Source organism: Pseudomonas sp. WS 5010 (assembly GCF_012985565.1).
In the GTDB taxonomy this organism is placed as follows: Bacteria; Pseudomonadota; Gammaproteobacteria; order Pseudomonadales; family Pseudomonadaceae; genus Aquipseudomonas.
This window is the reverse complement of record NZ_JAAQWQ010000002.1, coordinates 587,577-614,106: the sequence shown is the minus strand read 5'-3', so window position 1 is coordinate 614,106 and position 26,530 is coordinate 587,577. Positions and strand designations below refer to the sequence as shown.

23 protein-coding genes are annotated in these 26,530 nt (G+C 60.0%); 15 read left to right on the top strand and 8 right to left on the bottom strand.

The features are described from left to right. The first annotated feature begins 15 nt into the window (after window positions 1–15). Window positions 16–3,147, top strand: coding sequence for an autotransporter serine protease (locus tag HBO11_RS07445; protein WP_169951579.1), 3,132 nt, complete (start codon window positions 16–18; stop codon window positions 3,145–3,147). A gap of 101 nt (window positions 3,148–3,248) precedes the next feature. Then, window positions 3,249–5,096, top strand: a complete 1,848-nt coding sequence (locus HBO11_RS07440) for a polyurethanase (RefSeq protein ID WP_170058854.1) — start codon at window positions 3,249–3,251, stop codon at window positions 5,094–5,096. Between the two features lie 44 nt (window positions 5,097–5,140). Here HBO11_RS07440 and HBO11_RS07435 read toward each other — a convergent pair whose 3' ends face one another. Next, window positions 5,141–5,365, bottom strand: coding sequence for a YgdI/YgdR family lipoprotein (locus tag HBO11_RS07435; protein WP_076960938.1), 225 nt, complete (start codon window positions 5,363–5,365; stop codon window positions 5,141–5,143). Between the two features lie 188 nt (window positions 5,366–5,553). On the opposite strand from HBO11_RS07435, the gene HBO11_RS07430 reads away from it, so the two are divergent. From HBO11_RS07430 to HBO11_RS07420, 3 genes are all read left to right on the top strand, one after another. Then, entirely contained in the window at window positions 5,554–7,203 is a 1,650-nt protein-coding gene (locus tag HBO11_RS07430; protein ID WP_169951583.1) for a VRR-NUC domain-containing protein, read from the top strand. After that, window positions 7,200–9,452 carry an ATP-dependent DNA helicase gene (locus HBO11_RS07425; RefSeq protein ID WP_169951585.1) on the top strand — a complete coding sequence of 751 codons (2,253 nt, stop codon included), beginning with the start codon at window positions 7,200–7,202 and terminating at the stop codon, window positions 9,450–9,452. The genes HBO11_RS07430 and HBO11_RS07425 overlap by 4 nt, the downstream gene beginning before the upstream one ends. Window positions 9,453–9,531: 79 nt before the next feature. Continuing rightward, window positions 9,532–10,467: an alpha/beta hydrolase gene (locus HBO11_RS07420; RefSeq protein WP_169951587.1), complete on the top strand. Its 936-nt coding sequence runs from the start codon at window positions 9,532–9,534 to the stop codon at window positions 10,465–10,467. Between the two features lie 3 nt (window positions 10,468–10,470). On the opposite strand, the gene HBO11_RS07415 is transcribed toward HBO11_RS07420, so the two are convergent. From HBO11_RS07415 to HBO11_RS07405, 3 genes are all read right to left on the bottom strand, one after another. Beyond that, on the bottom strand, window positions 10,471–10,908 hold the full coding sequence (locus HBO11_RS07415; RefSeq protein WP_169951590.1) for a nuclear transport factor 2 family protein: 438 nt from the start codon (window positions 10,906–10,908) through the stop codon (window positions 10,471–10,473). A 234-nt stretch (window positions 10,909–11,142) separates the two neighbouring features. Beyond that, the gene (locus HBO11_RS07410) at window positions 11,143–12,093 is read right to left on the bottom strand and encodes an alpha-E domain-containing protein (protein WP_169951592.1); all 951 of its coding nucleotides are present in this window, start codon (window positions 12,091–12,093) and stop codon (window positions 11,143–11,145) included. Window positions 12,094–12,095: 2 nt separating this feature from the next. After that, window positions 12,096–13,505: a circularly permuted type 2 ATP-grasp protein gene (locus HBO11_RS07405; RefSeq protein ID WP_170058853.1), complete on the bottom strand. Its 1,410-nt coding sequence runs from the start codon at window positions 13,503–13,505 to the stop codon at window positions 12,096–12,098. Window positions 13,506–13,880: 375 nt separating this feature from the next. On the opposite strand from HBO11_RS07405, the gene HBO11_RS07400 reads away from it, so the two are divergent. From HBO11_RS07400 to HBO11_RS28640, 3 genes are all read left to right on the top strand, one after another. Continuing rightward, window positions 13,881–14,426 (top strand): hypothetical protein, encoded by a 546-nt coding sequence (locus HBO11_RS07400; RefSeq protein ID WP_169951596.1) that lies wholly within the window; start codon window positions 13,881–13,883, stop codon window positions 14,424–14,426. Between the two features lie 85 nt (window positions 14,427–14,511). Beyond that, window positions 14,512–14,739: a hypothetical protein gene (locus HBO11_RS07395; RefSeq protein ID WP_169951598.1), complete on the top strand. Its 228-nt coding sequence runs from the start codon at window positions 14,512–14,514 to the stop codon at window positions 14,737–14,739. A gap of 4 nt (window positions 14,740–14,743) precedes the next feature. Then, on the top strand, window positions 14,744–14,872 hold the full coding sequence (locus HBO11_RS28640) for a hypothetical protein (RefSeq protein ID WP_262380996.1): 129 nt from the start codon (window positions 14,744–14,746) through the stop codon (window positions 14,870–14,872). A 13-nt stretch (window positions 14,873–14,885) separates the two neighbouring features. Here HBO11_RS28640 and HBO11_RS07390 read toward each other — a convergent pair whose 3' ends face one another. Continuing rightward, a complete protein-coding gene (locus HBO11_RS07390; RefSeq protein ID WP_169951600.1) occupies window positions 14,886–15,329 on the bottom strand; it encodes an Lrp/AsnC family transcriptional regulator in 444 nt (147 codons plus the stop codon). Between the two features lie 131 nt (window positions 15,330–15,460). Here HBO11_RS07390 and HBO11_RS07385 point away from each other — a divergent pair, with 131 nt between their 5' ends. Next, window positions 15,461–16,369, top strand: coding sequence for a DMT family transporter (locus tag HBO11_RS07385; protein WP_169951603.1), 909 nt, complete (start codon window positions 15,461–15,463; stop codon window positions 16,367–16,369). 71 nt (window positions 16,370–16,440) lie between these two features. On the opposite strand, the gene HBO11_RS07380 is transcribed toward HBO11_RS07385, so the two are convergent. Then, a complete protein-coding gene (locus HBO11_RS07380; RefSeq protein ID WP_169951605.1) occupies window positions 16,441–18,444 on the bottom strand; it encodes a U32 family peptidase in 2,004 nt (667 codons plus the stop codon). A 94-nt stretch (window positions 18,445–18,538) separates the two neighbouring features. After that, window positions 18,539–18,913, bottom strand: coding sequence for a RidA family protein (locus HBO11_RS07375; RefSeq protein ID WP_169951607.1), 375 nt, complete (start codon window positions 18,911–18,913; stop codon window positions 18,539–18,541). 230 nt (window positions 18,914–19,143) lie between these two features. Here HBO11_RS07375 and HBO11_RS07370 point away from each other — a divergent pair, with 230 nt between their 5' ends. From HBO11_RS07370 to HBO11_RS07355, 4 genes are all read left to right on the top strand, one after another. Beyond that, window positions 19,144–19,473 (top strand): lysozyme inhibitor LprI family protein, encoded by a 330-nt coding sequence (locus HBO11_RS07370; protein ID WP_169951610.1) that lies wholly within the window; start codon window positions 19,144–19,146, stop codon window positions 19,471–19,473. Continuing rightward, window positions 19,470–20,087 carry a dTMP kinase gene (locus HBO11_RS07365; protein ID WP_169951612.1) on the top strand — a complete coding sequence of 206 codons (618 nt, stop codon included), beginning with the start codon at window positions 19,470–19,472 and terminating at the stop codon, window positions 20,085–20,087. The genes HBO11_RS07370 and HBO11_RS07365 overlap by 4 nt, the downstream gene beginning before the upstream one ends. Before the next feature lie 257 nt (window positions 20,088–20,344). Continuing rightward, on the top strand, window positions 20,345–21,010 hold the full coding sequence (locus tag HBO11_RS07360; RefSeq protein ID WP_169951614.1) for a TIGR02466 family protein: 666 nt from the start codon (window positions 20,345–20,347) through the stop codon (window positions 21,008–21,010). A gap of 158 nt (window positions 21,011–21,168) precedes the next feature. Beyond that, window positions 21,169–22,266, top strand: a complete 1,098-nt coding sequence (locus HBO11_RS07355) for an alkene reductase (protein WP_262381017.1) — start codon at window positions 21,169–21,171, stop codon at window positions 22,264–22,266. Between the two features lie 46 nt (window positions 22,267–22,312). On the opposite strand, the gene HBO11_RS07350 is transcribed toward HBO11_RS07355, so the two are convergent. Further along, a complete protein-coding gene (locus tag HBO11_RS07350; RefSeq protein WP_169951618.1) occupies window positions 22,313–23,197 on the bottom strand; it encodes a LysR family transcriptional regulator in 885 nt (294 codons plus the stop codon). Window positions 23,198–23,516: 319 nt separating this feature from the next. Here HBO11_RS07350 and HBO11_RS07345 point away from each other — a divergent pair, with 319 nt between their 5' ends. Next, window positions 23,517–24,698, top strand: a complete 1,182-nt coding sequence (locus tag HBO11_RS07345) for an MFS transporter (protein ID WP_169951620.1) — start codon at window positions 23,517–23,519, stop codon at window positions 24,696–24,698. A 746-nt stretch (window positions 24,699–25,444) separates the two neighbouring features. Beyond that, window positions 25,445–26,476, top strand: coding sequence for a hypothetical protein (locus HBO11_RS07340; protein WP_169951622.1), 1,032 nt, complete (start codon window positions 25,445–25,447; stop codon window positions 26,474–26,476). Window positions 26,477–26,530: the final 54 nt, after the last annotated feature.

The following is a 26,530-nucleotide window of genomic DNA, read 5'->3' as shown; positions in this document are numbered from 1 at the left end:
AGAACAACAAACGCAATGAAACTAAGGAAGGTCACCGTGAACGCAAAACAACGAGGGTTTCACTCCGCCATCCCAACAGGCCCGGGCTACCCGCTCAAGGCCTTGAGTCGCGTGCCATACGGCGCGTTGCTGTGTTGCCTGGCCAGCCTGGGTACCGCCCAGGCCGCACCCTACGTCGAAACCGGCAAGCTGGGGGATGTCGCCAGTTGGCGCAGCAATGAGTTCAAGGCCGATTGGGGCCTGGGCGCAGTCAATGCCGATGTGGCATATGCCGCCGGTTACAGCGGCAAGGGCGTGAAGCTGGGGATTTTCGACCAGCCGGTATACGCCCTGCATCCTGAGTTCTCCAGCCCGGGCAAGGTACAGACCCTGGTCACTGAAGGGATCCGCCAGTACACCGACCCGTATATCCCGGTGAAGGCCGGTGACCCGTTCCGCTACGACGGCACACCGTCCCTGGGTTCCAACGGCAAGCTGGGCGACCACGGCACCCATGTCGGGGGCATTGCCGCTGGCGACCGTAACGGCGGGCCGATGCACGGTGTGGCCTACAACGCACAGATCCTCAGCGCCGAGAACGGCGACCCCGGCCCCGAAGACGGGATCATCCTGGGTAACGACGGTGCGGTGTACCAGGCCGGTTGGGACAGCCTGGTGGCCAACGGCGCACGCATCATCAATAACAGCTGGGGCATCGGCATTGGCGATCAGTTTGCCAAGGGAGGCAAGGACCCGGCGTTCCCCCATTTTGCTCTCAGCGATGCGCAGGCGCAGTTCGACCAGATCAAGCCGCTGTTGGGCACCGCACCAGGCGGGGCTTATACCGGTGCGATCAACGCGGCGCGCAGCGGGGTGCTGACGATCTTCGCAGCCGGCAACGACTACAACCTGAACAACCCCGATGCGATCTCCGGCCTGGCGTATTTTGTGCCCGAGATCGCGCCCAATTGGCTGTCGGTGGCCGCATTGCAACGCAACCCGGATGCCAACAGCCCCAACCCCTATGTGATCAGCACCTTCTCGTCGCGCTGTGGCTATGCCGCCAGCTTCTGCGTGTCGGCGCCGGGCACGGCGATCTACAGCTCGGTGATGGTGGGCACCACGGTCGATAACATGACCCTGGGCTGGAACAACAAAAACGGCACCTCCATGGCTGCGCCCCATGTGGCAGGCGCCGCCGCCGTGTTGATGGAGCGTTTCCCGTACATGAGCGGCGAGCAGATTTCCACGCTGCTCAAGACCACCGCCACCGACCTTGGCGCACCGGGCATCGACGCACTGTACGGCTGGGGCATGATCAACCTGGGCAAGGCGGTCAGCGGACCGGGAATGTTTATCACCGCCGAGGATATCCCGGCCGATTTCCGTATCGACGGTGGCTATGGCAGCGGCCAGTTTGTTGCGGACTTGCCGGGGGTTGGGGCGGTAGTTGACGCCGGCAAGCCCACCCAGCGCGTGTGTGACGATGTGCACTGCGGGCGGGATGTGTGGAGCAATGACATTGCCGGTCACGGCGGCTTGACCAAGCAGGGCATTGGGACGCTGGTGCTGACCGGCAACAACACCTACAGCGGGCCAACCCTGGTCAATCAAGGCCTGTTGGCGGTCAATGGCTCGCTGGCATCGCAGGTCACGGTGAGTAACAGCGGGGTGTTGGGCGGCTCCGGCAGCATCGGCGCGCTGCACGCGAAAAGCGGCGGTACGGTCGCGCCAGGTAACTCCATCGGCACCTTGAACGTGGCTGGGGATGTCAACTTCGACGCGGGTTCTACCTATGCGGTGGAGCTGTCCACTACCAGCAGCGACCGCATCGTCGCCGGTGGCAAGGCCACCCTCAACGGCGGCACCGTGACCCTGGCCCTGGAAAACAGCCCGACCTTGCTCAGCCAGCCCGAGGCGCAAAGCCTGATCGGTCGCCAGTACAACATCCTGCAGGCGGCCGGGGGAATTACCGGCACCTTTGCCTCGGTACTGCCCAACTACCTGTTTGTCGGCGGCAACCTGAACTACGGCGCCAACGGCGTGCAGCTGGATGTTGCGCGCACGGCCAACAGCTTCGCCAGTGTCGCGGCGACCGATAACCAACGCGCGGTGGCGGTGGCGGCCGAGCAACTGGGCGCGGGTAACGGGGTGTATGAAAGCCTGCTGCTGGCACCGAGTGCGGCCTCGGCGCAAGGGGCGTTCCAACAGTTGTCGGGTGAAATCTACCCGGCCCTGGAAACCGCGCTGGTCAATGACAACCGCTACCTGCGTGAAGCGGTGGGCGAGCGCCTGCAACAGGGTGAAATGGGCACCTCGCCACAAACCATCGACACGCGTGGCAACGTCTGGGTCAAGGCCCTTGGCGCCTGGGGTAAAACCGACAGCGCCAGCGAGACGGCGGGCTACACCACCTCCATCGGCGGCCTGCTGGCGGGTGTGGACGGTGCGCTGGACGAAGACACACGCCTGGGCCTGGTCGCCGGTTACAGCGATACCTCGCTGAACATGGGCGATGGCACCCATTCGCGGGCATCGGTGGACAGCTACCACTTTGGCGCCTATGCCGGTCACGACATCGGCGCCTGGCGCCTGAGCGGCGGGGCGACCTACAGCTGGCACCGCGCTGATGTGAAACGTGAGCTGCAATACGGCGAAGTCGCCGGCAAGCAGAAAGCCAAGGTCGATGCCCGTAGCACCCAGCTCTTCACCGAAGCGGCTTATCGCCTGAACCTGCAACCGCTGGCGCTGGAGCCGTTCGCCAACCTGGCCTATGTGCATCTGGACAGCGACGGCTTCGGCGAGAAAGGCGATGCAGCAGCGCTCAAGGGCGGCGATGACACCCGCGACCTGGTGCTCAGCACCCTCGGCGTGCGGGCGTTGAAGACCTTCAACCTCAGCGACCATCAGGCGTTGGACGTTTCCGGCACCCTGGGCTGGCAGCACAACCTCAGCGCCACCGATTCCGAGCGCCACCTGGCGTTTGCTTCAGGCAGTACCGCGTTTGCCGTGGAAAGCTCGCCGATGGTGCGCGACGCGGCCTTGGTCGGCGCGCGCGCCAGCCTGGCGCTGACCAAGGATGCGCGGGTGAACTTCGACTACAACGGCCTGCTGGCCAGCAAGGAGAAAATCCACGGCGTGGGCTTGAGCCTCGACTGGGCCTTCTAAACACCGCAGCTCCAAACGGTGGGAGCAGGTTTGCTCCCACCGTTACAGCATTCCAACTGTTTTGGCTTTCTCGACAATTCCAACAAAAGAGAGGCAATACCATGGGTGTCTATGACTACAAAAACCTTACTACCGAGGACTCCAAAGCACTGTTCGCCGATGCCATGGCGATCACCTTGTATTCCTACCACAACCTGGATAACGGCTTTGCCGTGGGGTACCAGCAACACGGCCTGGGCCTGGGTTTGCCGGCCACCCTGGTGCAGGCCTTGATTGGCAGCACCCATTCCCAAGGCGTGATTCCCGGGATCCCGTGGAACCCCGACTCGGAAAAGGCCGCCCTCGACGCCGTGCAAAAGGCCGGCTGGACGCCCATCAGCGCCAGCACCCTTGAGTATGGCGGCAAGGTCGACGCCCGGGGCACGTTCTTTGGCGAAAAAGCCGGTTATACCAGCGCCCAGGTCGAGGTCCTGGGCAAGTACGATGACGCCGGCAAACTGCTGGAAATCGGCATCGGCTTCCGTGGGACTTCGGGCCCCAGGGAAAACCTGATCCTTGATTCCATCGGCGATGTGATCAGTGACTTGTTGGCAGCGTTCGGCCCTGCGGACTATGCGAAAAACTACGCGGGCCAAGCGTTTGGCACCTTGCTTGGCAAAGTCGCCGCGTATGCCAGCGCACAGGGGCTCAGCGGCCAGGATGTGGTGGTCAGCGGCCATAGCCTCGGTGGCCTGGCAGTCAACAGCATGGCGGATTTGAGCAACGACAACTGGGCGGGGTTCTACCAGGACGCCAACTACGTGGCCTATGCCTCGCCGACCCAGAGCAGCAGCGACAAGGTGCTGAACATCGGCTACGAAAACGACCCGGTCTATCGCGCCCTCGACGGCTCCTCGTTCACGGGGTCCTCGCTTTGGGCCCACGATAAACCCCACGAATCCAGCGCCGATAACATCGTCAGCTTCAACGACCACTACGCCTCGACACTGTGGAACATCCTGCCGTTTTCCATCCTCAACCTGCCGACATGGATCTCACATTTACCCACCGGTTATGGCGACGGCATGAGCCGCATCCTTGAATCCAAGTTCTATGACCTGACCAGCCGTGATTCGACAATCATCGTCGCCAACCTATCGGACCCGGCGCGCGCCACTACCTGGGTGCAAGACCTCAACCGCAATGCCGAAGCGCACAAGGGCAGCACGTTCATCATCGGCAGCGACGGCAATGACCTGATCCAGGGCGGCCGGGGCAACGACTACCTGGAAGGCCGCGAAGGCAACGATACTTTCCGTGATGGCGGCGGCTACAACATCATGTTGGGCGGCAAGGGGTTCAACACCCTGGACCTGCAGCAGTCACTGAAAAACGTCGAGGTGGCCAACGACGGTGCAGGCACCCTGTATGTCCGCGACGGCCAAGGCGGCATCAGCATGACCCGTGACATGGGCGCGATAGTGAGCAAGGAAAGCTATCTGTTGCTGTTCAGCAAGGAGGTGACCCACAGCGTGACCGACAAGGGGTTGCTGGCGGGTAAGGACCTGACGGCCTACGCGGCATCGCTCAAGGGCGATGCCGGTGCCAATGTGCTCAAGGCCGGCGATGGCGGGCAGTGGTTGTTTGGCCTGGACGGCAATGACCATCTGATCGGCGGCAAAGGCAACGATGTGCTGGTCGGCGGGGCTGGCAATGACCTGCTGGAGGCGGGCGGCGGGCGCAATACCTTCCTGTTCGACGGCGACTTTGGCCAGGACCGGATCCTGGGCTACCAGTCGACAGACAAGTTGGTGTTCATGGGGGTGGCGGGGGTGGACGGGCAGTACAACTACCTCGACCATGCCAAGGCGGTGGGCAGCGATACGCTGCTGACGTTTGGCGATAACTCGGTGACGTTGGTGGGGGTCGGGCTTGGCAGCCTGTCGGCAGAGGCGTTCGTCATCACCTGAAACAACCCGTAGGAGCCGGCTAGCCGGCTCCTACGGTTATGCGGTCAGTCTTCCTTGCGCACGGTTGCGACATCCGCCGCCTTGACCCGTACGCGCTTGCCGGCGATATCGGTGAATTCGTAGAAACCATCGGGTGTCTTGGCATTCGGCGTGTCTGTGGTCAGGTACTGAGTACCGTTCTGCAAGGTCACGACGGTCGGCGTCGAGCAACCGGCCAATGCCAGAAACGTCAGTACGGCCAGCGGCAGGCCCCAGTTCTTCATGTTCATAACCCTTACTCTCATCCTTCGAAAACCCCGTGCTCAACGGCTGCGGGCAACAAATGTTACGCGGATCCCCCCCCATCTGATCACTTTTATGCAAAAAGTTGCGTGCGCCACTGATCTATTAGCCATTGCAACGCAAGCCTTGGGACGGCACTCTGTATGCATAACCAGTGTTTGTCCAAGTGCCCGTCATGTCCAATCCCCTCGAAGACCCGTTCTACTACCTGCATAACTTCCGGCAAGTGCTCGACTGGCTGGGCCAGCGCTATGCCGATGTGCTGGACGAACAGGAGCAGCGCTTCATGGCGCAGTTCGCCCAGTTGCCGCAACCGGCCCAGGCGTTGCTGGTGCGCATGGTGATGCGCAAGGGCGTGCATTTTCGGGCGAGCAAGCTCAACTACGGCGAGATCGGCCCGGTTGACGTGGCCGTGCAGCCGTTGCTGGCCCACGGTTGGGTCAGCGAGCAGGGCCTGCTGTCGCTTGATGAGCTGTGGGGGCAGTTGCAAAAAGGCGAGGTACTGCAAGCGTTCAAGCCATGGATCGAGCAGCCCAGGGGCAAGAAGTCCGATTGGCTGCCCGGCCTGTCCAGCCAGTTCACCGAGCCGCGTACGTTTGCGCAGTGGTCCCCGCAGTTGGACGAGCGCCTGTACAGCCTCACGGTGATGGATCTATGTGAGCGCCTGCGCCTGATGTTCTTCGGCAACCTGTACCAGGACTGGTCGGAGTTTGTCTTGGCGGACCTGGGGATCTACACCTACGAAAAGGTCGAGTTCTGCGCCGAATCCCGCGGGCTGCGCCATCGCGACGATGTATCTGGCCTGCTGTTCCTGCACCAATGCCAGCAGGCGTTCGAGGCGGGCGAACCATTGGAGGCTGTGCTGGCGCAGATTGCCACCCTGGCCACCGATAACCCCTGGCTGGAAAAACGTCGGGCCAAGCTGCTGTTCCAGGTTGGCCAGCATTGCGAGCGGCTCGCCGAACTGGCCCTGGCCGAGGTGATCTACCGCGATTGTGCCTACCCCGGCGCTCGTGCACGGCTGATCCGCGTACTGGAGCGCCAGGAGGATTTCGCCCAGGCCATGGCCCTGGCACTGGAGGCCCAGGCCGCGCCACAAAGCGCGGCCGAGCAGCAGCACCTGTTGCGGGTTTTGCCGCGGTTGCGGCGCAAGCTGGGCGAGCCGGCGTTGCCCAAGCCCAAACCCCAGGTGATCCAGCGCCTGGACCTGGAACTGCCGTTCCCGCAACCGTTGGCGGCCGTGGAGTTCTGCGTGCAGGCGCATTTGGGAGATGAAGAGGGGCCGGTGCACTACGTGGAGAACACCCTGGCCAACTCGCTGTTCGGGCTGTTGTGCTGGCCGGCGATCTTCGCGCCGTTGCCCGGCTCGTTCTTTCACCCGTTCCAGCGCGGGCCGGTGGATTTGCACAGTGAGGACTTCCAGCAGCGCCGCGCCGAGCTATTTGCCGTGTGCCTGGACCAACTGCACGACGAGCGCTACAAAACCACGATCCGCCAGCGCTACGTCGAAAAGTGGGGGATCCAGTCGCCCTTTGTATTTTGGAATGTGTTGAGCGAAGAGCTGCTCGAGCAGGCGCTCGATTGCCTGCCCGCCGCGCACCTGCGGCACTGGTTCGACCGGTTGTTGTTGGATATCCGCGCCAATCGCGCCGGGATGCCGGACCTGATCCAGTTCTGGCCGGCGCAAAAAACCTATCGCATGATCGAAGTCAAAGGCCCGGGCGACCGCCTGCAGGACAACCAATTGCGCTGGCTGGAGTTCTGTAGCGAACACCAGATGCCGGTCACCGTGTGTTACGTACGCTGGGCGGAGCAGGGCGCTTGAGCTACACCGTTGCCGTACGGGCACTGTGCGAGTTCACGGCCAAGGTGGGTGACCTCGATCTGCGGTTTACCCCCTCGCCCAGTGCCCAGGAAGGCATGCTCGGCCATCGCACCGTGGCCTCCCGACGCAGTGCGCACTACCAGAGTGAAGTGGCCCTGGAAGGTCTCTACCAACAGTTGACCGTGCGCGGCCGCGCTGATGGCTATGATCCGGATCGCAATGTGCTGGAAGAGGTCAAGACCTACCGTGGCGACCTGGATGCGCAACCGGCCAACCACCGGCAACTGCACTGGGCCCAGGCCAAGGTCTATGGCTGGCTGATGTGCTGCAAGCTGGGGATACCTGAGATCGAGCTGGCGCTGGTGTATTTCGATATCGTCAGCGAGCGCGAAACCGTGATCCGCCAGGTGTGTGCGGTTGATGAGCTGGAGACGTTCTTCAATCGCCAGTGTGGGTTGTTCCTCGACTGGGCCGAGCAACAGGCACAGCGGCGCCTGGCCCGCGATACCGCGACCAAGGCCCTGGCCTTTCCCCACGCGGGCTTTCGCCTGGGCCAGCGGACCCTCGCCGAGTCGGTGTACAAGGCCGTCAGCACCGGGCGCTGCCTGATGGCGCAGGCGCCCACGGGGATCGGTAAAACCATTGGCACGGTGTTCCCGGTGCTCAAGGCCATGGCGCCGCAGCAGTTGGACAAGCTGTTCTTTCTCACGGCCAAGACCCCTGGCCGCAAACTGGCGCTGGACGCGGTGCAGATACTGCACGCAAGTGCCGACCTGCCGCTGCACGTGCTGGAGCTGGTGGCGCGGGACAAGGCCTGCGAGCACCTGGACAAGGCCTGTCATGGCGATTCCTGCCCGCTGGCCAAGGGCTTTTATGATCGCCTTCCAGCCGCGCGCGAAGCGGCGGCCAGGGTGCGCCTACTGGATCAACGCACTCTGCGCGAGGTGGCGCTGGCCCATGAGGTGTGCCCGTATTACCTGAGCCAGGAAATGGCGCGCTGGTGCGACATGGTCGTCGCCGACTACAACTATTACTTCGATTTTGGCGCAATGCTGTTTGGCCTGGCCCAGCTCAACCAATGGCGGGTCGCGGTGCTGGTGGACGAAGCCCATAACCTGGTGGAGCGGGGCCGCGCAATGTATAGCGCCGACCTTGATCAATTTGCCCTGAAGACCGTGCGCGACAGCGCCCCCGAGCCGTTGCGCAAACCGTTGCAGCGGCTCAACCGTGAATGGAACGCGCTGCACAAAGAGCAGGTCACGGTGTATCAGGCCTATCCGAGCAAACCGGACAAGCTGTTGCAGGCCTTGGCCCTGTGCACCAGCGCCATGGGCGAGTATTTCAACGATCACCCGCAGGCGCTCACGGGCGAACTGCAAGGCTTTTACTTCGAAGCCTTGCAGTTCGCCAAGGTGGCGGAGCTGTTCAACGAGCAGTTTATTTTTGATATCAGCCAGCGCGACCCACTGGCCAAGCGTCGCTTCTCGCGCTTGAGCCTGCGTAATGTGGTGCCGGCCGAGTTTATCCGCCCACGCTTGACGGCCGCCCGCAGCAGCGTGCTGTTTTCCGCGACCCTCAGCCCCCGGCATTACTACGCCGACCTGCTGGGCCTGCCGGCGGATACCGCGTGGGTCGACGTGGAATCGCCCTTCGATGCCGCACAGTTGCAGGTGCGCATCATCGACCGCATCTCCACGCGCTTTGTGCATCGTCAGGCGTCCCTGGCGCCCATCGTCGCAGTGATCGCCGAGCAGTTTGAACGCACGCCGGGCAACTACCTGGCGTTTTTCAGCAGCTTCGATTACCAGCAGCAAGTGGCGCAATTGTTGGCCGAGCGGCATCCGTCGATCCCAACCTGGCATCAATCGCGGGGCATGGCCGAGGCCGAACGCCAGGCGTTCCTTGACCAGTTCACCCAGCACAGCCAGGGCGTGGGGTTCGCCGTGCTGGGCGGGGCGTTCGGCGAGGGTATCGACTTGCCGGGCGCGCGCCTGATCGGGGCTTTTATCGCCACCCTGGGCCTGGCGCAACTCAATCCGGTCAACGAGCAAATGAAGCTGCGCATGGGCGCAATCTTCGGTGCGGGGTACGACTACACCTACCTGTATCCCGGGATCCAGAAGGTGGTACAGGCGGCCGGCCGGGTGATTCGCACCCAGCAGGACCAAGGGGTAGTGATGCTGATCGATGACCGTTTTGCCGAACCCAAGGTGCGGCCACTGCTGCCGCGCTGGTGGTCGGTGACCTGAGGTATTTGCCCCATCAATGATGCTGGCGCAGGCCGTACCGCTGGGGCAATCTGCAGCAGTCCCCTGATGGAGCGGTGCGATGAGTGCTATCGAACAACAGACGATCCAGGTCAACGGTATTCAATTGTGCCTGCACATCGCCGGCCCCGAGAGCGGCCAGCCGGTGTGGCTGCTCCACGGCTTTCCCGAGTGCTGGCACTCCTGGCGCCAGCAGATACCGGCGCTGACTGCCGCTGGCTATCGCGTGTTCGTGCCGCAGATGCGTGGCTACGGGCACAGCAGCGCCCCCGCAGCCATTGCGGACTACGACCTGCTGACCCTGTGCGCGGATATCCAGGGTGCCATGGACCTGTTCGGGCATCGTCGGGTGGTGATGGTCGGCCATGACTGGGGCGCGGTGGTGGCCTGGCACCTGGCCTTGTTGGAGCCGCAGCGCATCAGCGCCCTGGTCACGATGTCGGTGCCCTTCGCCGGTCGTTCCCGCAGGCCGGTGATCGAGATCATGCGCGAGCTGTATGCCGAGCGGTTCAACTACATCCTGTATTTCCAGGAACCCGGCGTGGCCGAACAGGAGCTGGAGGCGGATATCGAGCGCAGCTTGCGCCTGTTTATGCAGGACCAGGATGTATTCCTGCAGCAAAAACCGGCCACCGCAACCTTGCTGGAAGGTGTTGCATTGCCTGGCGCCTTGCCGGCCTGGTGCAGCCAGCACGACCTGGATATTTATGTACAAACCTTCGCCAAGGGCTTTCGCGGGCCGTTGAACTGGTACCGCAACTTTGAGCGCAACTGGCAGCGCACCGAGTTCCTGGCGGGCCGGCAAGTGCTGCAACCGACGTTGTTCCTGATCGGCGACCGTGATCCTGTGGGGGTGTTTGAGGCTCATACGCTCAAGCGCATGCCCCAGGTGGTGCCGCAGTTGCAGCAGCAGGTACTGGCCAACTGCGGGCACTGGATCCAGGTGGAGCAGGGCGCGCAGGTCAACGCCCGGCTGCTGGAGTTCCTCGGGCGCTGAGGATCAGCCCTTGGCCTTGGCCTTGGCCAGGAACGGCGCCAGGCGCCGGCCCATTTCTTCACCCAGGGCCTGTAGCCCGCTCAAGGGGCGGACCATCACTTCAAACTCGATGATTTGCCCCTGTTCGTTGAAGCGGATCAGGTCGATGCCCTTGAGCTGCTTGTCGCCCACCCGCGCGCTGAACTCCAGCACTACGTTGTGGCCGTCGGCGCTGGCCAGTTCGCGGTGGTACTGGAAGTCTTCAAACACGGTAAACACAGTGTTGAGAATCATCGACACCACGGGCGCGCCGGGGTAGGGGGTATGCGCCATGGGCGAGCGAAACACGGCATCCGGCGCCAGCAGTTCGGGCAGGGCTTTGAGGTCGGCGGTGGCCAGCATGGTGTGCCAGCGCTTTAGGGTATGGGCGGCCGGGCTGGATAATTGCAGAGCTTCGGACATGGTCTGTACCTGTTCTTATGAGTGTCTGGCAACCATAAGAGCAGCCGCGAGATGGGATCAATGATCCAAACTGACAGTTATATGCCTGGAACAAACATCGCGCCTGTGGGAGCGGGCTTGCCCGCGATGGCGGTGTATCAGTCGATAAATCTATTGGCTGACCTGCCGCCATCGCCGGCAAGCCAGCTCCCACAGGAGAACGCGCACGGCTGTCAGGCTGGGGGGATGTGGGGGTTACACCACCTCCAGGTAGGAGCTGTGGATCGCCCGCGCCAGTTCGCGCACGGTGTCGATAAACTCGGTCAGCCGGCTGTGCAGGCCTTCTTCGAGAATCTCATCGATACCGGTGTAGCGCAGCCGCGCTTCAAACTCCGCCGCCAGGCGCTGGGCCGTGCGGCCGTAGCTGCCCGGCAGGTCGGCGAGGATATGGCTCAACTCCTCGATACACGCATGCAATGAGCGCGGCACATCGCTGCGCAGCAGCAGCAACTCCGACACCGAACGCGCATTCAGCGCATTGGGGTACAGCTCGGTGTAGGCCTCGAACGACGACAAGGCACGCAGCAGGGCGCTCCACTGGTAGTAGCCGCGGGCGGACAGGTCGCTGACTTCTTCGGATTCCTCGCCGAACATCTCGTAACGCGCATCCAGCAGGCGCAAGGTGTTGTCGGCGCGCTCGACAAAGGTGCCCAGGCGGATAAAACGATAGGCATCGTTGCGCATGATGGTGCCGGACGTGGCCCCCCGGAACAGGTGCGAACGCTGCTTGACCCAGTCACAGAAGTGGCTGATGCCATGGCGCGCCAGGCCGCCGGCGGCGATGCTGCGCATTTCCAGCCAGGTGGCGTTGAGGTTTTCCCACATGTCGGCGGTGATCCGCCCACGTACCGCGTGGGCATTGCCCCGGGCGGCGCGCAGGCAGTTGTAGATACTGGCCGGGTTTTCTTCGTCTAGGGCGAAAAAGTGCAGCATGCGCTCGGCGTCCAGTTGTTGATGGCGCTCCAGGTAGTTGTCCAGGGTGCCACTGCTGAGCAGCGACATCGCCAGTTCATCCAGGCCATCACTGCGCCCGGCCTGGGGCATCAGCGACAGCGAATAACTGACCTCCAGCATGCGCGCCAGGTTCTCTGCGCGTTCCAGGTAGCGCGACATCCAATACAGATCTGCGGCGGTTCTACTCAGCATACTCAGCCCTCCACCACCCAGGTGTCCTTGGTTCCGCCGCCTTGCGACGAGTTGACGATCAATGAGCCTTCACGCAATGCCACCCGGGTCAGGCCGCCTGGTACCAGGCGGGTCTCCTTGCCCGACAGCACGAACGGGCGCAGGTCGATATGCCGTGGCGCGATGCCGTTTTCGACAAAGGTCGGGCAGGTGGACAGGCTCAGGGTCGGTTGGGCGATATAGGCATGGGGCCGGGCCTTGATCCGTTGGCGGAAGTCCTCGATCTCGGCCGCCGAGGCGGCTGGGCCCACCAGCATGCCGTAGCCGCCGGAGCCCTGGGTTTCCTTGACCACCAGATCGGGCAAGTGCGCCAGTACGTGGGACAGTTCATCGGGTTTGCGGCACTGGAAGGTGGGTACGTTTTGCAACACCGGTTCCTCATCCAGATAGAAGCGAATCATCTCTGGCACATAGGGGTAGATGGATTTGTCGTCGGCCACCCCGGTGCCGATGGCATTGGCCAGCACCACATTGCCGGCGCAGTAGGCGGCCACCAGGCCGGGCACGCCGAGCATGGATTCGGGGTTGAAAGCCTGGGGATCGAGGAAGGCGTCGTCGATGCGCCGGTAGATCACATCCACGGGTTTCGGGCCGTCGGTGGTGCGCATGAACACCTTGAGGTCGTGCACGAACAGGTCGGCACCTTCGACCAACTCGACGCCCATCTCCCGGGCGAGGAACGCGTGTTCGAAAAACGCGCTGTTAAAGCGCCCGGGGGTCAGCACCACCACATTGGGGCTGTCCAGGCGGCTGGCGCTTTTCAGGGTCTTGAGCAGCAGGTTGGGATAGTGGTCCACCGGCGCGATGCGCTGCTTGGCAAATACTTCCGGGAACAGGCGCATCATCATCTTGCGGTCTTCGAGCATGTAGCTCACGCCGCTGGGGGTGCGCAGGTTGTCTTCGAGGACGTAATACGTACCGTCGCCATCGCGCACCAGGTCGACACCGGAGATGTGCGAATAGATATCACGGTGCAGGTCGAGGCCGATAATGGCCTTTTGATAGCCTTCATTGCCCAGCACCTGCTCGGCGGGAATGATCCCGGCCTTGATAATGCGCTGGTCGTGATAGATATCGGCGAGGAACATGTTCAGCGCATTGACCCGCTGGATACAGCCACGTTCGATCACGCTCCACTCACTGGCGGGAATGCTGCGCGGGATGATGTCGAAGGGGATCAGGCGCTCGGTGTCTTGCTCGTCACCGTACAGGGTGAAAGTGATCCCGGCGCGGTGGAACAATAGGTCGGCCTCGCGGCGGCGCTGGGCCAGCAGTTCCGGCGGCGTGTTGGCCAGCCAGCGGGAAAAATCCTGGTAGTGCGCACGGCACACGCCATTTGCGTCATTCATTTCATCGAAGAAAGATCGAGCCATTCCAATTACCTTGTCAGTGCCGGGTAAAACGCTGCAGGCACTGCCGCTTTAGAAAACGCATTGTTATGAGCCCGTGGCTTTTGGCGCCAACGGACCTTGTCCTTACTTTCTTGTGGAGTCGGCTCTGAGTCGGGGGGTAACAGTTGCTCCTGTGTTCACCCTGGCAAGTAGGCAGTAGCAGGAGTAAAGCAATGGCTGTGCCGCAAGCGTGTTTATTGGGATTACACGATGTATCAGCCCGTTACTGGAGCGGCCTGGGCAAGCGTGGTGCGTGATAGGCGCAGCATTTGCTTCATAACGGTGCAGGCGATTGACCTGAACTTCGGGCACCGCCGGTTCTTCTAAGTGGATTACGCCCTCTGAGGAATATCGATTGTGCCCAGGATCATCTCCCCGCACAGCCCGGAATCGGCGCTGGCCGACCACACCGAACACAACGCGAAGATCTTCGGCTCGCCCAAGGACCGGTTGGATTTCTATCGTCGGGAAATCCAGTACGAAACCACCATCCTCGCCAACCGTACCGATGCCTACCTGACGGCGCAGTCATTCCTGGTGATTGCCTTTGTGTCCTGCATGGGCAACCTCAACCCGGAGTGGGGCAAGCTGTTTACCCTGGTGGTGCCGCTGATGTTGTCGATGCTTGGCGTGTTCAGCTCGCTCAATGCCTGGCCGGGCATCCGGGCGGCCTACGACATCATTGACCATTGGCACTTCAAGCAGAGCGAACTGTTGCGCAGCGAGCCGGTGATGGGCCTGGCCTACGATGAGTCGCCGCTGTTCTGCGAGACCGAGTCGTCGCACAAAGGCTATCGCAAGTCATTGCTGTTTTCCGTGCGCACGCCGTGGTTGTTCACCGTGTTCTGGATGCTGCTGGCAGCGTTTGCGTTCTATATCCAGGTAGACAACCCGGGGGGGTGACCATTGATCAGCATGGGGCTTGCGCAATGAACTTCATCCCGCCGCGCGGCACCTTAACCTTACACCAACGAATAAAGAGGTTCCCATGAGCACCAATGACAGCCAAGACCTGCAAACCCGCGGCAGGAACGATCCAGCCATCGCTGACGATGCCCGCAAAGTGCCCACTCCAAGCAACGGGGCCAAGGCTCCCAAGGACCCGCAACCCGCCACCGACAAGGTGGCCAGGGACAACGAGTACAGTCCGGACTTCAAGCCCGAACGCGAACCCAAGCCCAAGACCGACGCTGACATTGATACCCAGGGCGGCTAGGGCCATGCATACCCCAACCGAAGAGGAGCCGATCAATGACCCGGGCAATGAAGACCCCGGATCGTTGATGGATGATGCGCAGGTGCCGCTGGTTGATGGGGATGACGCCCCAGAAGAGGTCAGCTCCGATTGATCTATACCGCCTTCTACGCGCCATCCAAGGGCGGCAACCGACGCTTGACCGGGGTTTTCTTGACGATGGCGGTGTTGGTCTCGGCATAGCCGTTGAGCCGGTCAAGCAAGGTATCCAACTGGTCCATGGTGCGCACGTGCAGCCGTGCGATAAAACAGTCGTCGCCGGTGACTTTGTCGCACTCGGTAAACTGCGGTATTGCCTGGATCTGCCGCTCCACTTCCTGTAATTGGCCGGGCAGGGGGCGGATGCGCACGATGGCTTGCAGCAAATAGCCGAAGTGTTTGGGGTCGATATCCACCGTATAGCCCTTCAGAACACCGCGTTCCTCCAGGCGTCGCAATCGCTCGCCAACGCTGGGCGAGGACAGGCCGGTAATCCCCGCCAGGGTCTTGAGCGTGCAGCGTGAGTCGTCCATCAGGGCGGCAATCAGTTGTTGGTCAATAACATCAATCATCCTGGGCTCCTTAACCAAACCTGCTATTTCACCTAATAAGAATAGGCGCTGACTACCTTTGGCCTTATTCAGGCGCTGGAGCCTGATCGACGCAGATTGCCATAATTTAGCCTCATTCGAGGAGCTTAATCATGGACACATCCATACGTCGCGGCTCATGGGAAATGGTCGGTGCCATGCTGATCTCCGGCACGATCGGCTGGTTCGTGCTGGTGTCTGGCGTGCCGGTCATTGAGGTGGTGTTCTGGCGTTGCGTCATTGGCGCCTTGACCCTGTTGCTGGTGTGCTGGCGCCTGGGGTATTTGCGCAGTACATGGCTGAGTTATTCAACACTCGGCTGGGCCATGTTGAGCGGCGTGGCCATCGTGGGTAACTGGCTGTTGCTGTTTGCGTCTTATGCCAAGGCGTCGATTGCCATCAGCACGGCGGTCTATAACGTTCAGCCATTTATGCTGGTGATCCTCGCGGCGCTGTTGCTTGGCGAGAAAATCACCGTACAGAAGCTGGCGTGGCTGAGCGTGTCATTCATGGGCATGTTGGCTATCGTCACCGCCCATGGCGAGCAGCAGGGCAGCGGTGATCAATACCTGTGGGGCGTGGCCCAGGCGCTGGGCGCGGCCCTTTTGTATGCCATCGCTGCACTGATCATCAAGCGCCTGAAGGCTGTGCCGCCCCATCTGCTGGCGCTGATTCAAGTGAGTACCGGTGCAGTGCTGTTGGTGCCGCTGGTTTCGTGGCACAGCCTTTGGGCGCCGGTTGATGCCTGGGCGGCGCTGTTGACACTGGGGGTGGTGCACACCGGCCTGATGTATGTGCTGCTCTATGGTGCGATTCAAAAGCTGCCGACGGCATTGACCGGGGCGCTGTCGTTCATCTACCCGATTGCGGCGATCCTGGTTGACTGGATGGCCTACGGGCATCGTCTGGGCTGGGCCCAATGGCTGGGCGTTGCGGCAATATTGCTAGCGGCGGCGGGGTTGCAGCGAGGCTGGTGGTGGCGTGCTGAACACGATCTGCCGCCATCCAGGCGCCCCTTGTAGGAGCCGGCTTGCCGGCGATAGCGCCTTCCAGATCGCCATCGCCGGCAAGCCGGCTCCTACAAGGGTGTGGGTCAGTGCGGTGCGCGGGGAATGGTCTTGAGCAGGTCCGCCGGGCTGATATGCCCCACGACCTGCTGCTGCACACCGCTGCCCGGCAACGGCAGGTCGAGGATATGGCCCTTGATCTTGCCCACCACGTGCATTTCACAAGGTTTGCAGTCGAATTTCAGGGTCAGTACTTCGTCGCCATGAATCAGCTGCATCGGCGCGACCTTGGTCCGTACGCCGGTCACGCCCTTGGCCTGCTTGGGGCACAGGTTGAAGGAGAAACGCAGGCAGTGCTTGGTGATCATCACCGGCACTTCACCGGTTTCTTCGTGGGCCTCGTAGGCCGCGTCGATCAACTTCACGCCGTGGCGGTGATAGAAATCGCGGGCCTTCTGGTTGTAGACGTTGGCCAGGAACGACAGGTGCGATTCCGGGTACACCGGCGGCGGTGTGGTTTCGGCCTTGCGACCACCACGGGGGTGGGCCTCGACACGGGCCACGGTCAGCGCTTCGATCACATCGCGGCGCAAGGCCTTGAGTTGCGAGTTGGGAATGAAGTACGCCTGCGGCGCATCCAGCTCGATCGCCGTGGCGTGATACTGGGTGGTGCCCAGTTGGCCAAGCAGGTCGCGCAGGGTGTCCAGTGCCTGTTCCGGCTTGTTGGCCACGCCGAACGGGCCGGGCAGGGTGGTGCTGGCGCTCACGCCTTCTTCACTGGTGGCGGTCAGTTGCAGTTGGTCTTCGCGCAGGCACGCCTGCCAGGACACGCCAATCCGGCGCTCGGCCGAGGTCTTGAGCAACGCTTGCTGCCAGTTATGGTCGAGGTTGCGGTTGAGCGGGTGATTCGGTCGTAGTTGATGCAGGCCCGCCGGCATTTCGTTGGGCTCGACACGGTAGCGGTAGCGCTTTTCGCCGTCTTCTTCGAACTCGCCTTTAGGCTCGGCGATATTGGCGCGAAAACCTACGACTTCGCGCTTGATCAGCACGTTCAGGCCGTCACCGTTGGACAGCGGCTCGTGGGTGATTACCTGCAAGTCGCGTTTGCCGGCTTTTTCCACCACACCTACCGGCAAGCCGGTAAAGGTCGGGGTGTCGAAGGCGCCGATATCGATCTTGCGGTCGCTGACGAAGTAGTCGGTGCTGCCGCGGTGGAAGGTCTTTTCCGGGTCTGGCAGGAAGAAATGCGCGGTACGGCCGCTGGAGGCGCGGGCCAGGTCCGGGCGGTCTTCGAGGATTTCGTCCAGGCGCTGGCGGTAATAGGCGGTGATGTTCTTCACATAGCCCATGTCTTTGTAGCGGCCCTCGATCTTGAACGAGCGCACGCCGGCATCCACCAGGGCGCGCAGGTTGGCGCTCTGGTTGTTGTCTTTCATCGACAACAGGTGTTTTTCAAAGGCGACGACGCGGCCCTGGTCATCCTTGAGGGTGTAGGGCAGGCGGCAGGCCTGGGAGCAGTCGCCACGGTTGGCGCTACGGCCGTTTTGCGCGTGGGAAATATTGCACTGCCCGGAGAACGCCACGCACAACGCGCCGTGGATGAAGAACTCGATGGCGGCATCGGTTTCATCGGCAATCGCACGGATTTCCTGAAGGTTCAGCTCGCGGGCCAGCACCAGTTGGGAGAACCCGGCCTGGTCGAGGAACTTGGCCCGGTTCAGGGTGCGGATGTCGGTCTGGGTGCTGGCATGCAGCTCGATGGGCGGGATATCCAGTTCCATCACGCCCAGGTCCTGGACGATCAACGCATCAACCCCGGCATCGTACAACTGGTGGATCAGCTTGCGCGCTGGCTCCAGTTCGTCGTCATGCAGGATGGTGTTGATGGTGGTGAACACGCGGGCATGGTAACGACGGGCGAACTCCACCAGTTGGGCGATCTCGCTCACGTCGTTGCAGGCGTTGTGGCGCGCACCGAAGCTCGGGCCGCCGATATACACAGCGTCGGCGCCGTGCAGGATAGCCTCGCGCGCGATGGCGACATCGCGGGCAGGGCTGAGCAATTCCAGATGATGCTTGGGCAAGGACATAGTTTTTTTAGTCAGGCTTGTCACGGTTGAGGTGCGCATTGTAGCCGTGAATCGCCTGACCGGCACCCGCTGGATGCCCAATAACCTGCCGGGCTCAGCCCTTGGCGGCCATCGCCGTGACTTCCACGCGCATGCCTTCGACCGCCAATGCGGCCACGCCAACAGCCGCACGCACCGGCCAGGGTTTGCCGAAGAAGCGCTTGTACACCTCGTTGAATGCGGCGCGGTCGGCCATGTCAGTGAGGTAGATGGTCAAGTGCATGACCCGGTCCATGGAACTACCTGCACGTTCAAGGGCGACCTTGAGGGCTTGCAAGGTGCATTCACTTTGCACGGTGATATCGCCCAGCTCCAGGCTGCCATCGGCACGCACGGGGATTTGGGTGGAGACCAGGATGCCGTTGAAGCCGATCACGTCGGATGAGATGGAATCGGGGTCGAGGTCGGGGGTGTAGTCTAGGTGGCTCATGGGGGCTCTTTTATTCAAGAAGTGGATCAGGCCGGCAGTTTACCCGGGGGCAACGTGTGCCACAGCTGATTTGAGAGTTAGATGATGTCGAAAGCGGCTGGCTAAAATGCCACTATTGCGCACAAGTACTTTGCTGGCCTGGACATTGGAGCTTTAAAGGCATGAAGGTTAAACATTATCCATCAAGGCTTATCCTAGTAGGCGAACCGAATACCGTTAGGAACCCCCTCATGCATTTATTTATCCGAGCGGCGCTGTTGCCAGTGGCCATTTTTGTCCTCGACGCACACGCCCAGACGGGACCTTCGTTCAAGTGCAGCGCGAACTTGAGCAGCTCAATAGAGACGCTGATCTGCGCCAGCGAAGCGCTTAGCGCCCTTGATCGCCAAATGGCGAGCACCTACAGCGCCGCGCTGAAAAAGGCCGGTAGCCAGGCCAAGATGCTCAAGGCCGAACAACGTGGCTGGATCAAGGGCCGCAACGACTGCTGGAAGGCTGACGACAAACAGGCCTGCGTGCGCGACAGTTACAAGCAGCGGTTGGTTGAACTGCAGCAATGAATCGTCTGCTGTTTGTTGCTCTGGATGGGCCCAAGGGCACCGGCAAAACCACACTGTTGGAAGCCGTTACCAAAGCACTAAGGGCGGACAACAAAAAGGTCATCCGACTGTGCGAGAAAAAAAGCGATCCCTTTAGACGGGAAACAATGGCCCTCGTTAACACGCTGGTCAGAAATCCCTCGCGGGACCTGGAGTGGGAGATTTGTGAACGCCTCGCGGACAGCCGTGCGTGGATTTCTCAACACGTCCTGGCTAAACAGCTACCCGGTAGCATTGTGTTGATTGATCGCTGGTACCCATCCGATGCAGCGTTTCGCCGCATAGTGCCGTTTGCAGAGGTTCTGCAATTGAACATTGACCGAAACGTGCAAGTACCGGACTTGCATGTGGGGATTGTCACCGCACCTGGGGTTTCATGGGCGAGGGCTGCGGCGCGACGGCGTGGGCTGAGCAGCACGGTGATCCATAGGTTGGAAGAACATGTGGCGTGTACCGAGGCGTTCGAGCGAGCGGTTGCGAATCACGGTTGGGTTTTATGTCGGAATGAAGGATCGATCGAAGACGCAACAAGGCAGGTGGTTGCTGAGATCTATAGAGTACTTAGTGTCTCGTGATTACTTTGGAAGTATAGGTTTACCGTATCCAGAGTATTTTGTGGTGTTTGCCGGGTTAACACGGGAGCCGGTCTTGTTTCTGTTGATAATTACCTGCGAACTTCGCGCGATTGAGGCGTGATCGTTAGCCGCGGGATGAAAGCTGATCAACTTATGTAGTTTGACTGAAGTCCATAAATTTTTAACAAAGGTTTACATATGTGCTTTAGTTCGTCAGGTAAGGTCTGCTGCAATTAACGCAACTTGGTCGACGCTCAATGCACTCCAGCAATAACCCGGTAAACCCTGAGCTGATAAACATCAGGCGACTGTTTGCAACTCCCCTGGCCTGTCTCCAGTACCCCGATGCAGAAGAACTCAATGCAGAGCTCAAAACCCTGATCACCTGTCGCATGGCGAGCGATCAGGGCGGCACGCAGCGTAGTAACGACGGCGGCTGGCAGTCGGCCAGCGACTTCCCGGAATGGGGCGGGCAGGCCTGCGATGCGTTGGTCGGCTTTGCCAAGGAGTTCGCCACTCAACTGACGGCGGTGCATAGCGAGCAGTACGGCTTAACTGAACCGAGTTTTGCATGGAAACTCAATGCCTGGGTAAACGTTAACCAGGCGGGCCACAGCAATGCGTTGCATGGCCACCCGGGGGCATTTTGGTCGGGGGTTTATTGGGTGGATGCGGGCGGGCGAGAGGAGGATCCGGCTGTTGGCGGTGACCTGGAGTTTATCGACCCACGCGGTATGGTTGCATCGACCTACAATCCTGCGTTGCGCATGAGAGTGGAAGATTGTCTTACCGCCGGTTTTAGTACGACTTATGCCGCTACCAGCGGAACGTTCATTATGTTCCCGTCGTGGCTGATGCATTCCGTAAGACGTTTTGAAGGGACGCGTCCGCGTATTTCTATTGCCTTTAATTTTGGCGCTTGAGTTACCCACCTTCTTTTGATCATGCTGGCTTTGCGTCTGCCTACCATCGCATTATCCGGATTCACCGGAATATATTTCCCGAACTGAGTCGATTATCAAGAAATCCCCTCATAGATATTCTGTGGTCATTGGCACCACCGACTATCTACGAGGAGACACTGATGTCCACACTTTTTACCCCTGGCGTTGTTGGCCAACTGCACACCCCCAACCGTGTAGTCATGGCGCCCATGACTCGCTCGCGCAGTACCCAGCCTGGCGATGTGCCGAACGCCATGAACGCGGTGTATTACGCACAGCGGGCGTCGGCCGCGCTCATTGTTACTGAAGCCACGCAGATCTCGCCCCAGGGCAAGGGCTATTCATTCACCCCAGGTATTTACAGTGACGAACAGGTCGCCGGCTGGCGCCTGGTGACCGATGCGGTGCATGCCGCTGGCGGGCGAATTTTCCTGCAGTTGTGGCATGTAGGGCGTATGTCGCACCCTGATTTCCACAATGGCCAATTGCCGGTCGCGCCGTCTGCAATTGCGTTTGACGGTAGCATCTGGAAAGTGGACGCCGAATCGGCTGTCGGCAGTATGGCCCCGTGCCCGACACCACGGGCGCTGGAGCGTAACGAAATCCACGCCATCGTCGACGATTATCGTAAGGCTGCGCGTAATGCCATGACCGCGGGTTTCGACGGTGTCGAAGTGCATGGGGCCAACGGCTACCTGATCGACCAGTTCCTACGTACCACGTCTAATGTTCGTACAGATGAGTACGGCGGATCGCGCGAGAACCGCCTGCGCTTTCTCAAGGAAGTCATGGATGCAGTGATTGATGAAGTGGGAGCCGCCCGTACGGCGATCCGCGTTGCGCCGTTTCTCACGGCACGTGGCATGGCGTGCCCGGACATTCTGCCCACCTTGTTGGAAGCAACCAGCTATTTGCAAGGCAAGGGCATTGCCTACCTGCACCTGGTCGAAGCGGACTGGGATGATGCCCCCAAGTTTCCCGAGGACTTCCGCCAAGCCGTGCGCGAGCGCTTTCGCAATGCGATTGTGGTGGCCGGTAAGTACGACCTGGAACTCGCAGAATGGGTCCTGGAAAAAGGCTACGCAGATTATGTTGCCTTCGGACGCAAGTTTGTCGCCAATCCGGATCTGCCTCTGCGGCTGGAGAAGGGGTACCCGTTAGCGGGTCTCGAAGGTGCCGAGCTATTTGGCGGTACTGAACGTGGCTACTCGGATTTTTCCGCCTGGGCTCAGTAGGGCGCAAGCTCTCAGGTCAGCTCTGAAACATCTCCTTGGAGCGCGCTCAAGTTGCCAGCTTCAAGGAGATTTCGTCCATCAGCAGTTTGACCCGGCGCGGCACTACGTGGCCGGAAGGGTAGACAATCTGCAAGTCCACGCCCGGCAGAGAGTAGCTCTCCAGCACCTCGACCAGTCGGCCTGCGTCCAAGTCATCACGCACATCGATGTAGGACTTGATACAGATGCCGTGACCGGCCAGGCACCACTGGCGCACCTGATCACCGTCATTGGCAATACGCCTGCCCGACACCAGCACCTTGAACGTACGGCCATCGGCGCGGAACTGCCATTCACGGTGGATGCTGCTGCCAAAGCGCATCAGGATGCACTGCTGTTGCGCCAGGTCCGATGGGTGTTGGGGCGTGCCGTGGGCCGTGAGATAAGCGGGGGATGCACACACGACCCTACGGCCCTCGCTGAGCTTTCTGACGCGCAGGGTGCTGTCGGACAGGGCGCCATATCGAATGGCGAAATCAATCCCTTGCCCCGCGAGATCCAGGTAGCCATCGGTCAGGTTCAGGTCGAGGCTGACGTTGGGATGCGCCTGCAGAAAGTCATCAAGGATCGGCACGATGCGGTTGCGGCCCAGGTCGACGGGGACGCTCAGGCGTATCAGGCCCGAGATCCTTTCGGTGCCCAGTTTGATATTGCTCTCGATGTCTTCAGCTTCGGCGAGCAGGCGCCGGGCGCCCTCCATCAGCATCCGTCCTTCGTCCGTCAGGCTGATCGAACGTGTCGTACGGGTCAGCAGGGTTGCGCCGTAGTGCCTTTCCAGAGCCCCGAGCCGTTCCGACACAGACGTGGGCGAAAGTCCGACCTCGCGGCCTGCCGCCGACAATCCGCCTTTCTCGACAATCAATAAAAACAGCGCGAGGTTCTCGAAGAGCATTATCCGGATTTCCCTGAATATGATTGTGCTTTTGAATGGATTCTACGCCTTGGGCTTCAAGGATATCGTTTCTGCATTCACTCTTGAGGAACGACATCGTGCATATCGATCACGTCACCCTACGAACCCGCGACCTTCGCGCTATCCGCGACTTCCTGATTCAAGTCTTTGACCTGGAGGAGGGCACTCGCCCCCACGAAATCCGTGGCAGCGGATTTTTTTGCGCACCCCGGGCGGGCAGTTGCTAGAGACCGTTTTCCCTGGCCCCTCTTCTGAAAACAGCTGGTAGCCCCCCAACCGCACCCGTGGAGAAACACCGATGACTGACTCAACCAAAATGCCTTTTCAAGTATGGATCCTCACGCTGGCGGCGTTCGCCATTGGTACGGCGGAGTTTGTGATCGCCGGTATCCTGCCGCAAGTGGCTGAAAGCCTGGCGATCAGCGAAGGCCAGACAGGATCGTTGATCACTGCCTATGCCCTATCCATTGTCGTGGGGGGGCCTTTGCTGACCCTGTGGCTATCGCGCTTTGAGAAACGCAATGTGTTACTGGGGTTGATGGTGCTGTTTATCGTCGACAACCTGATCACCGCGCTCAGCCAGGATTACACCGTGCTGCTGATCAGCCGTGTCCTGGCCGGCCTGACCCAAGGCCCGTTTTATGGGATCGGCGCGGTAGTTGCCACGCGTTTGGTCGCGCCGCAGATGGCGGGGCGTGCCGTGGGCCAAATGTTTGCTGGCCTGACCCTGGCCAATGTACTGGGTGTGCCGGCAGGGGCGTGGATTGGCAATGCGCTGGGGTGGCACGCAGCGTTTTTTGTGGTCGCGGCATTGGGGGCAGTGGCAGCCGTGGCGATTGCCACTAACATCGAGCGACAAGGACAGGAAAAGGCCGTCTCCGTGATGGGGCAACTGGCTGGGCTACGTGACCGTAACTTGTTGGCGAGCCTGCTGATTACCGTTCTCAGTTGGGTTGGCTTCATGACGTTCTACGGTTACGTGGCGCCCTTTGCCGAGCAAGTTGCAAGCATCGATCGCGGTAACGTCACGTGGGTGTTGATGATCGTTGGGATTGGCCTGGTCATCGGCAATAGCCTGGGTGGCAGGACCGCCGATGCCAACCTGCGTCTGTCGCTGATTGGCTGGCCTTTGGCGATGATCGCGTCGCTGGTCGTGGCGTACCTAGTGTCGAGCAACCCATACGCGTTTCTGTTGGCTGTTTTTGCCTTTGGTGTAACCTCATTTGCCAATGTCCCGGCGCTGCAGATGCGGGTGATGAACTACGGCGGTACAGCGCCGGAGTTGGCAGCCACGGCGAATATCTCGGCGTTCAATGTTGCCAACGCCCTGGGTGGCATGATTGGTGGCGCAGTCATCGACAGCCATTTCGGTGCACAAGCGATTCCATTTGCGGCGGCGATTATTCCTATCGTCGGTGTGTTGTTTATCCTGACCCAAGAGCGCAAGGGCCCAACTGCAGCGGTTTCGTTGTTTAAGTGATCAACAAGGGCGTCCCGTTCAGTTCACCTTCGGTGCGCAACGTTCAGCGTGCGAACGATCTGGAGTTGCGTATCTGTCAGGCTGCGGTAACGAGTGCGGGTCGGGACGAGCATTGATGATATGGCTCTCGAAGCGCCTCTAGGCTTGTACAAGCAGCGGTAGTCGTTGACCTGAAGAGAACCTGCATTGAATCAGTTTCATCGACAGCCACTTGATTTAACATAATATACATTATGCGAACCGTCCTATACGGAGCTGGGGGGCTCTTGTCGAGATTGTTTAAATATGCGAATAAACAGCTAAATATGAAACGGCTGCAAAATCAGCCCCTTAGTGACCTCCGCTCACTGCATCTAGAAAAATATTATTTAAATATGCGCATCAGCTTCATGCCGGGATCGGAAATCCTTAAACGCTAGCGTGAGAATCGAGTCTGGTGTCCTTCGTCGCGGGATCTGTTTGTAGATCACAGGTCAGGCAATCGTTTGATCTCTCAAAGGTCTAGCGTTGATCTTGCCGTATCCATCGTACCTAATCGACCTGTATGAACAGCGCTTCCAGGAATGTCACCAGCCACGACGCTGTGTGAAATCTGCAGCGTTCAGCGTTCAGCGTGGAGTTGGTAGTTGGTAGTTGGTGCAAAGATTTCAACTGCTGCCATCCGTGGTACCTCGACACCACGTACGCGCCTTGACGATAATGGGTTTGCCGACCATCGCTCATCCCATTCCCAGAGAATAATCATCATGGACGACTCGCAGAATACTTCCGCTGAACCCACCACGAAGTTTACCTCCAAGATGCCTGAACAGTTTGGTATCCAAGCAAGAGGCTTTACTGATGCCGACACGGCAACACGCCTTGCCACAATCGTTGGCGAAGCCGTGCGTGCACTGGGTGGGAAATTCGATTTGAGCGGCCTCGACGGCGTAACGCTTGCCGTCGACTACAACCAAGCTTTGCTCGATCTGGATCGCGGGTACGAAACGAACTACAAGCTGACCGCTACTAACTCGCACGTTGTAGGAGTTGCCATGACGCCTGGCGTTTTGCGTAACGGTGCTTTGAAGTCGCACATTGTCCTAAATGCACACCATATTTCGCCTCTTACTGACCTGGAAGACGCCCAAGGTCGAGATCATGCAATCCATATTTTGGCCCATGAGTGCGGGCATGTTGAAGTTACTAATGCGTTCGACCGCTGCTTCCCTAACGTGCTACTCCGTCAGAAAAATGGGTCGATTCTGGAACAAATGCAGTGGCAAGTAATTTTTGCCGTGTGGGACGAATTTGCGGTCACGTCCATTTCTGCTGGTTTTGGAGAAAGCCAGACTGAAGCCTATGAAAACACGTTTATCAACGACTTAGCTCAAGCTGACAAACGCTCCAATAGACTGATTTTGAACTACAGAGAGCATGGTTCAGTTGATCAGATTCTAGGTGAGATATACGGGTGCTACGGCGACGTTCTAAAGTTCGCTGCCTACCACTTGGGTAACCTCGAAGGTTTGGGAATTCGTTGGCAGGACTCTGAAAAAACGGCCTCAACTCTCAAAGATCATTGGTTTTTGCCATATTTTGAGCGCTTACAAGCTGCCTGTCTCGAAATTGCGAAAGACTATGGTGAGTGGAAAAATAAGGCCTGCTTTACTCTAATTGCAGACATCATCGATGACTTGGTTGAAAGAGCCGGTTTGTTGATAGAACCCATGGAGGATGATCGTTTCTGGGTGGATATCCCCTATACTCCTGAAACAGATCCCCTCCTCTGCAAATAACCTATGAGAATAGCTCAACTAAACATCTATTTAGTTGAGTTATATATTGATTTG

What these genes read in the sequence shown, in the direction of transcription:
- HBO11_RS07350 (WP_169951618.1), bottom strand. Translation starts at nt 23,197, where the DNA reads ATGCTCTTCGAGAACCTCGCGCTGTTTTTATTGATTGTCGAGAAAGGC.
- HBO11_RS07435 (WP_076960938.1), bottom strand. Translation starts at nt 5,365, where the DNA reads ATGAACATGAAGAACTGGGGCCTGCCGCTGGCCGTACTGACGTTTCTG.
- HBO11_RS28640 (WP_262380996.1), top strand. Translation starts at nt 14,744, where the DNA reads ATGCATACCCCAACCGAAGAGGAGCCGATCAATGACCCGGGCAATGAA.
- HBO11_RS07375 (WP_169951607.1), bottom strand. Translation starts at nt 18,913, where the DNA reads ATGAGCCACCTAGACTACACCCCCGACCTCGACCCCGATTCCATCTCA.
- HBO11_RS07395 (WP_169951598.1), top strand. Translation starts at nt 14,512, where the DNA reads ATGAGCACCAATGACAGCCAAGACCTGCAAACCCGCGGCAGGAACGAT.
- HBO11_RS07345 (WP_169951620.1), top strand. Translation starts at nt 23,517, where the DNA reads ATGACTGACTCAACCAAAATGCCTTTTCAAGTATGGATCCTCACGCTG.
- HBO11_RS07370 (WP_169951610.1), top strand. Translation starts at nt 19,144, where the DNA reads ATGCATTTATTTATCCGAGCGGCGCTGTTGCCAGTGGCCATTTTTGTC.
- HBO11_RS07445 (WP_169951579.1), top strand. Translation starts at nt 16, where the DNA reads ATGAAACTAAGGAAGGTCACCGTGAACGCAAAACAACGAGGGTTTCAC.
- HBO11_RS07390 (WP_169951600.1), bottom strand. Translation starts at nt 15,329, where the DNA reads ATGATTGATGTTATTGACCAACAACTGATTGCCGCCCTGATGGACGAC.
- HBO11_RS07410 (WP_169951592.1), bottom strand. Translation starts at nt 12,093, where the DNA reads ATGCTGAGTAGAACCGCCGCAGATCTGTATTGGATGTCGCGCTACCTG.
- HBO11_RS07405 (WP_170058853.1), bottom strand. Translation starts at nt 13,505, where the DNA reads ATGGCTCGATCTTTCTTCGATGAAATGAATGACGCAAATGGCGTGTGC.
- HBO11_RS07360 (WP_169951614.1), top strand. Translation starts at nt 20,345, where the DNA reads ATGCACTCCAGCAATAACCCGGTAAACCCTGAGCTGATAAACATCAGG.
- HBO11_RS07385 (WP_169951603.1), top strand. Translation starts at nt 15,461, where the DNA reads ATGGACACATCCATACGTCGCGGCTCATGGGAAATGGTCGGTGCCATG.
- HBO11_RS07415 (WP_169951590.1), bottom strand. Translation starts at nt 10,908, where the DNA reads ATGTCCGAAGCTCTGCAATTATCCAGCCCGGCCGCCCATACCCTAAAG.
- HBO11_RS07365 (WP_169951612.1), top strand. Translation starts at nt 19,470, where the DNA reads ATGAATCGTCTGCTGTTTGTTGCTCTGGATGGGCCCAAGGGCACCGGC.
- HBO11_RS07420 (WP_169951587.1), top strand. Translation starts at nt 9,532, where the DNA reads ATGAGTGCTATCGAACAACAGACGATCCAGGTCAACGGTATTCAATTG.
- HBO11_RS07340 (WP_169951622.1), top strand. Translation starts at nt 25,445, where the DNA reads ATGGACGACTCGCAGAATACTTCCGCTGAACCCACCACGAAGTTTACC.
- HBO11_RS07440 (WP_170058854.1), top strand. Translation starts at nt 3,249, where the DNA reads ATGGGTGTCTATGACTACAAAAACCTTACTACCGAGGACTCCAAAGCA.
- HBO11_RS07430 (WP_169951583.1), top strand. Translation starts at nt 5,554, where the DNA reads ATGTCCAATCCCCTCGAAGACCCGTTCTACTACCTGCATAACTTCCGG.
- HBO11_RS07380 (WP_169951605.1), bottom strand. Translation starts at nt 18,444, where the DNA reads ATGTCCTTGCCCAAGCATCATCTGGAATTGCTCAGCCCTGCCCGCGAT.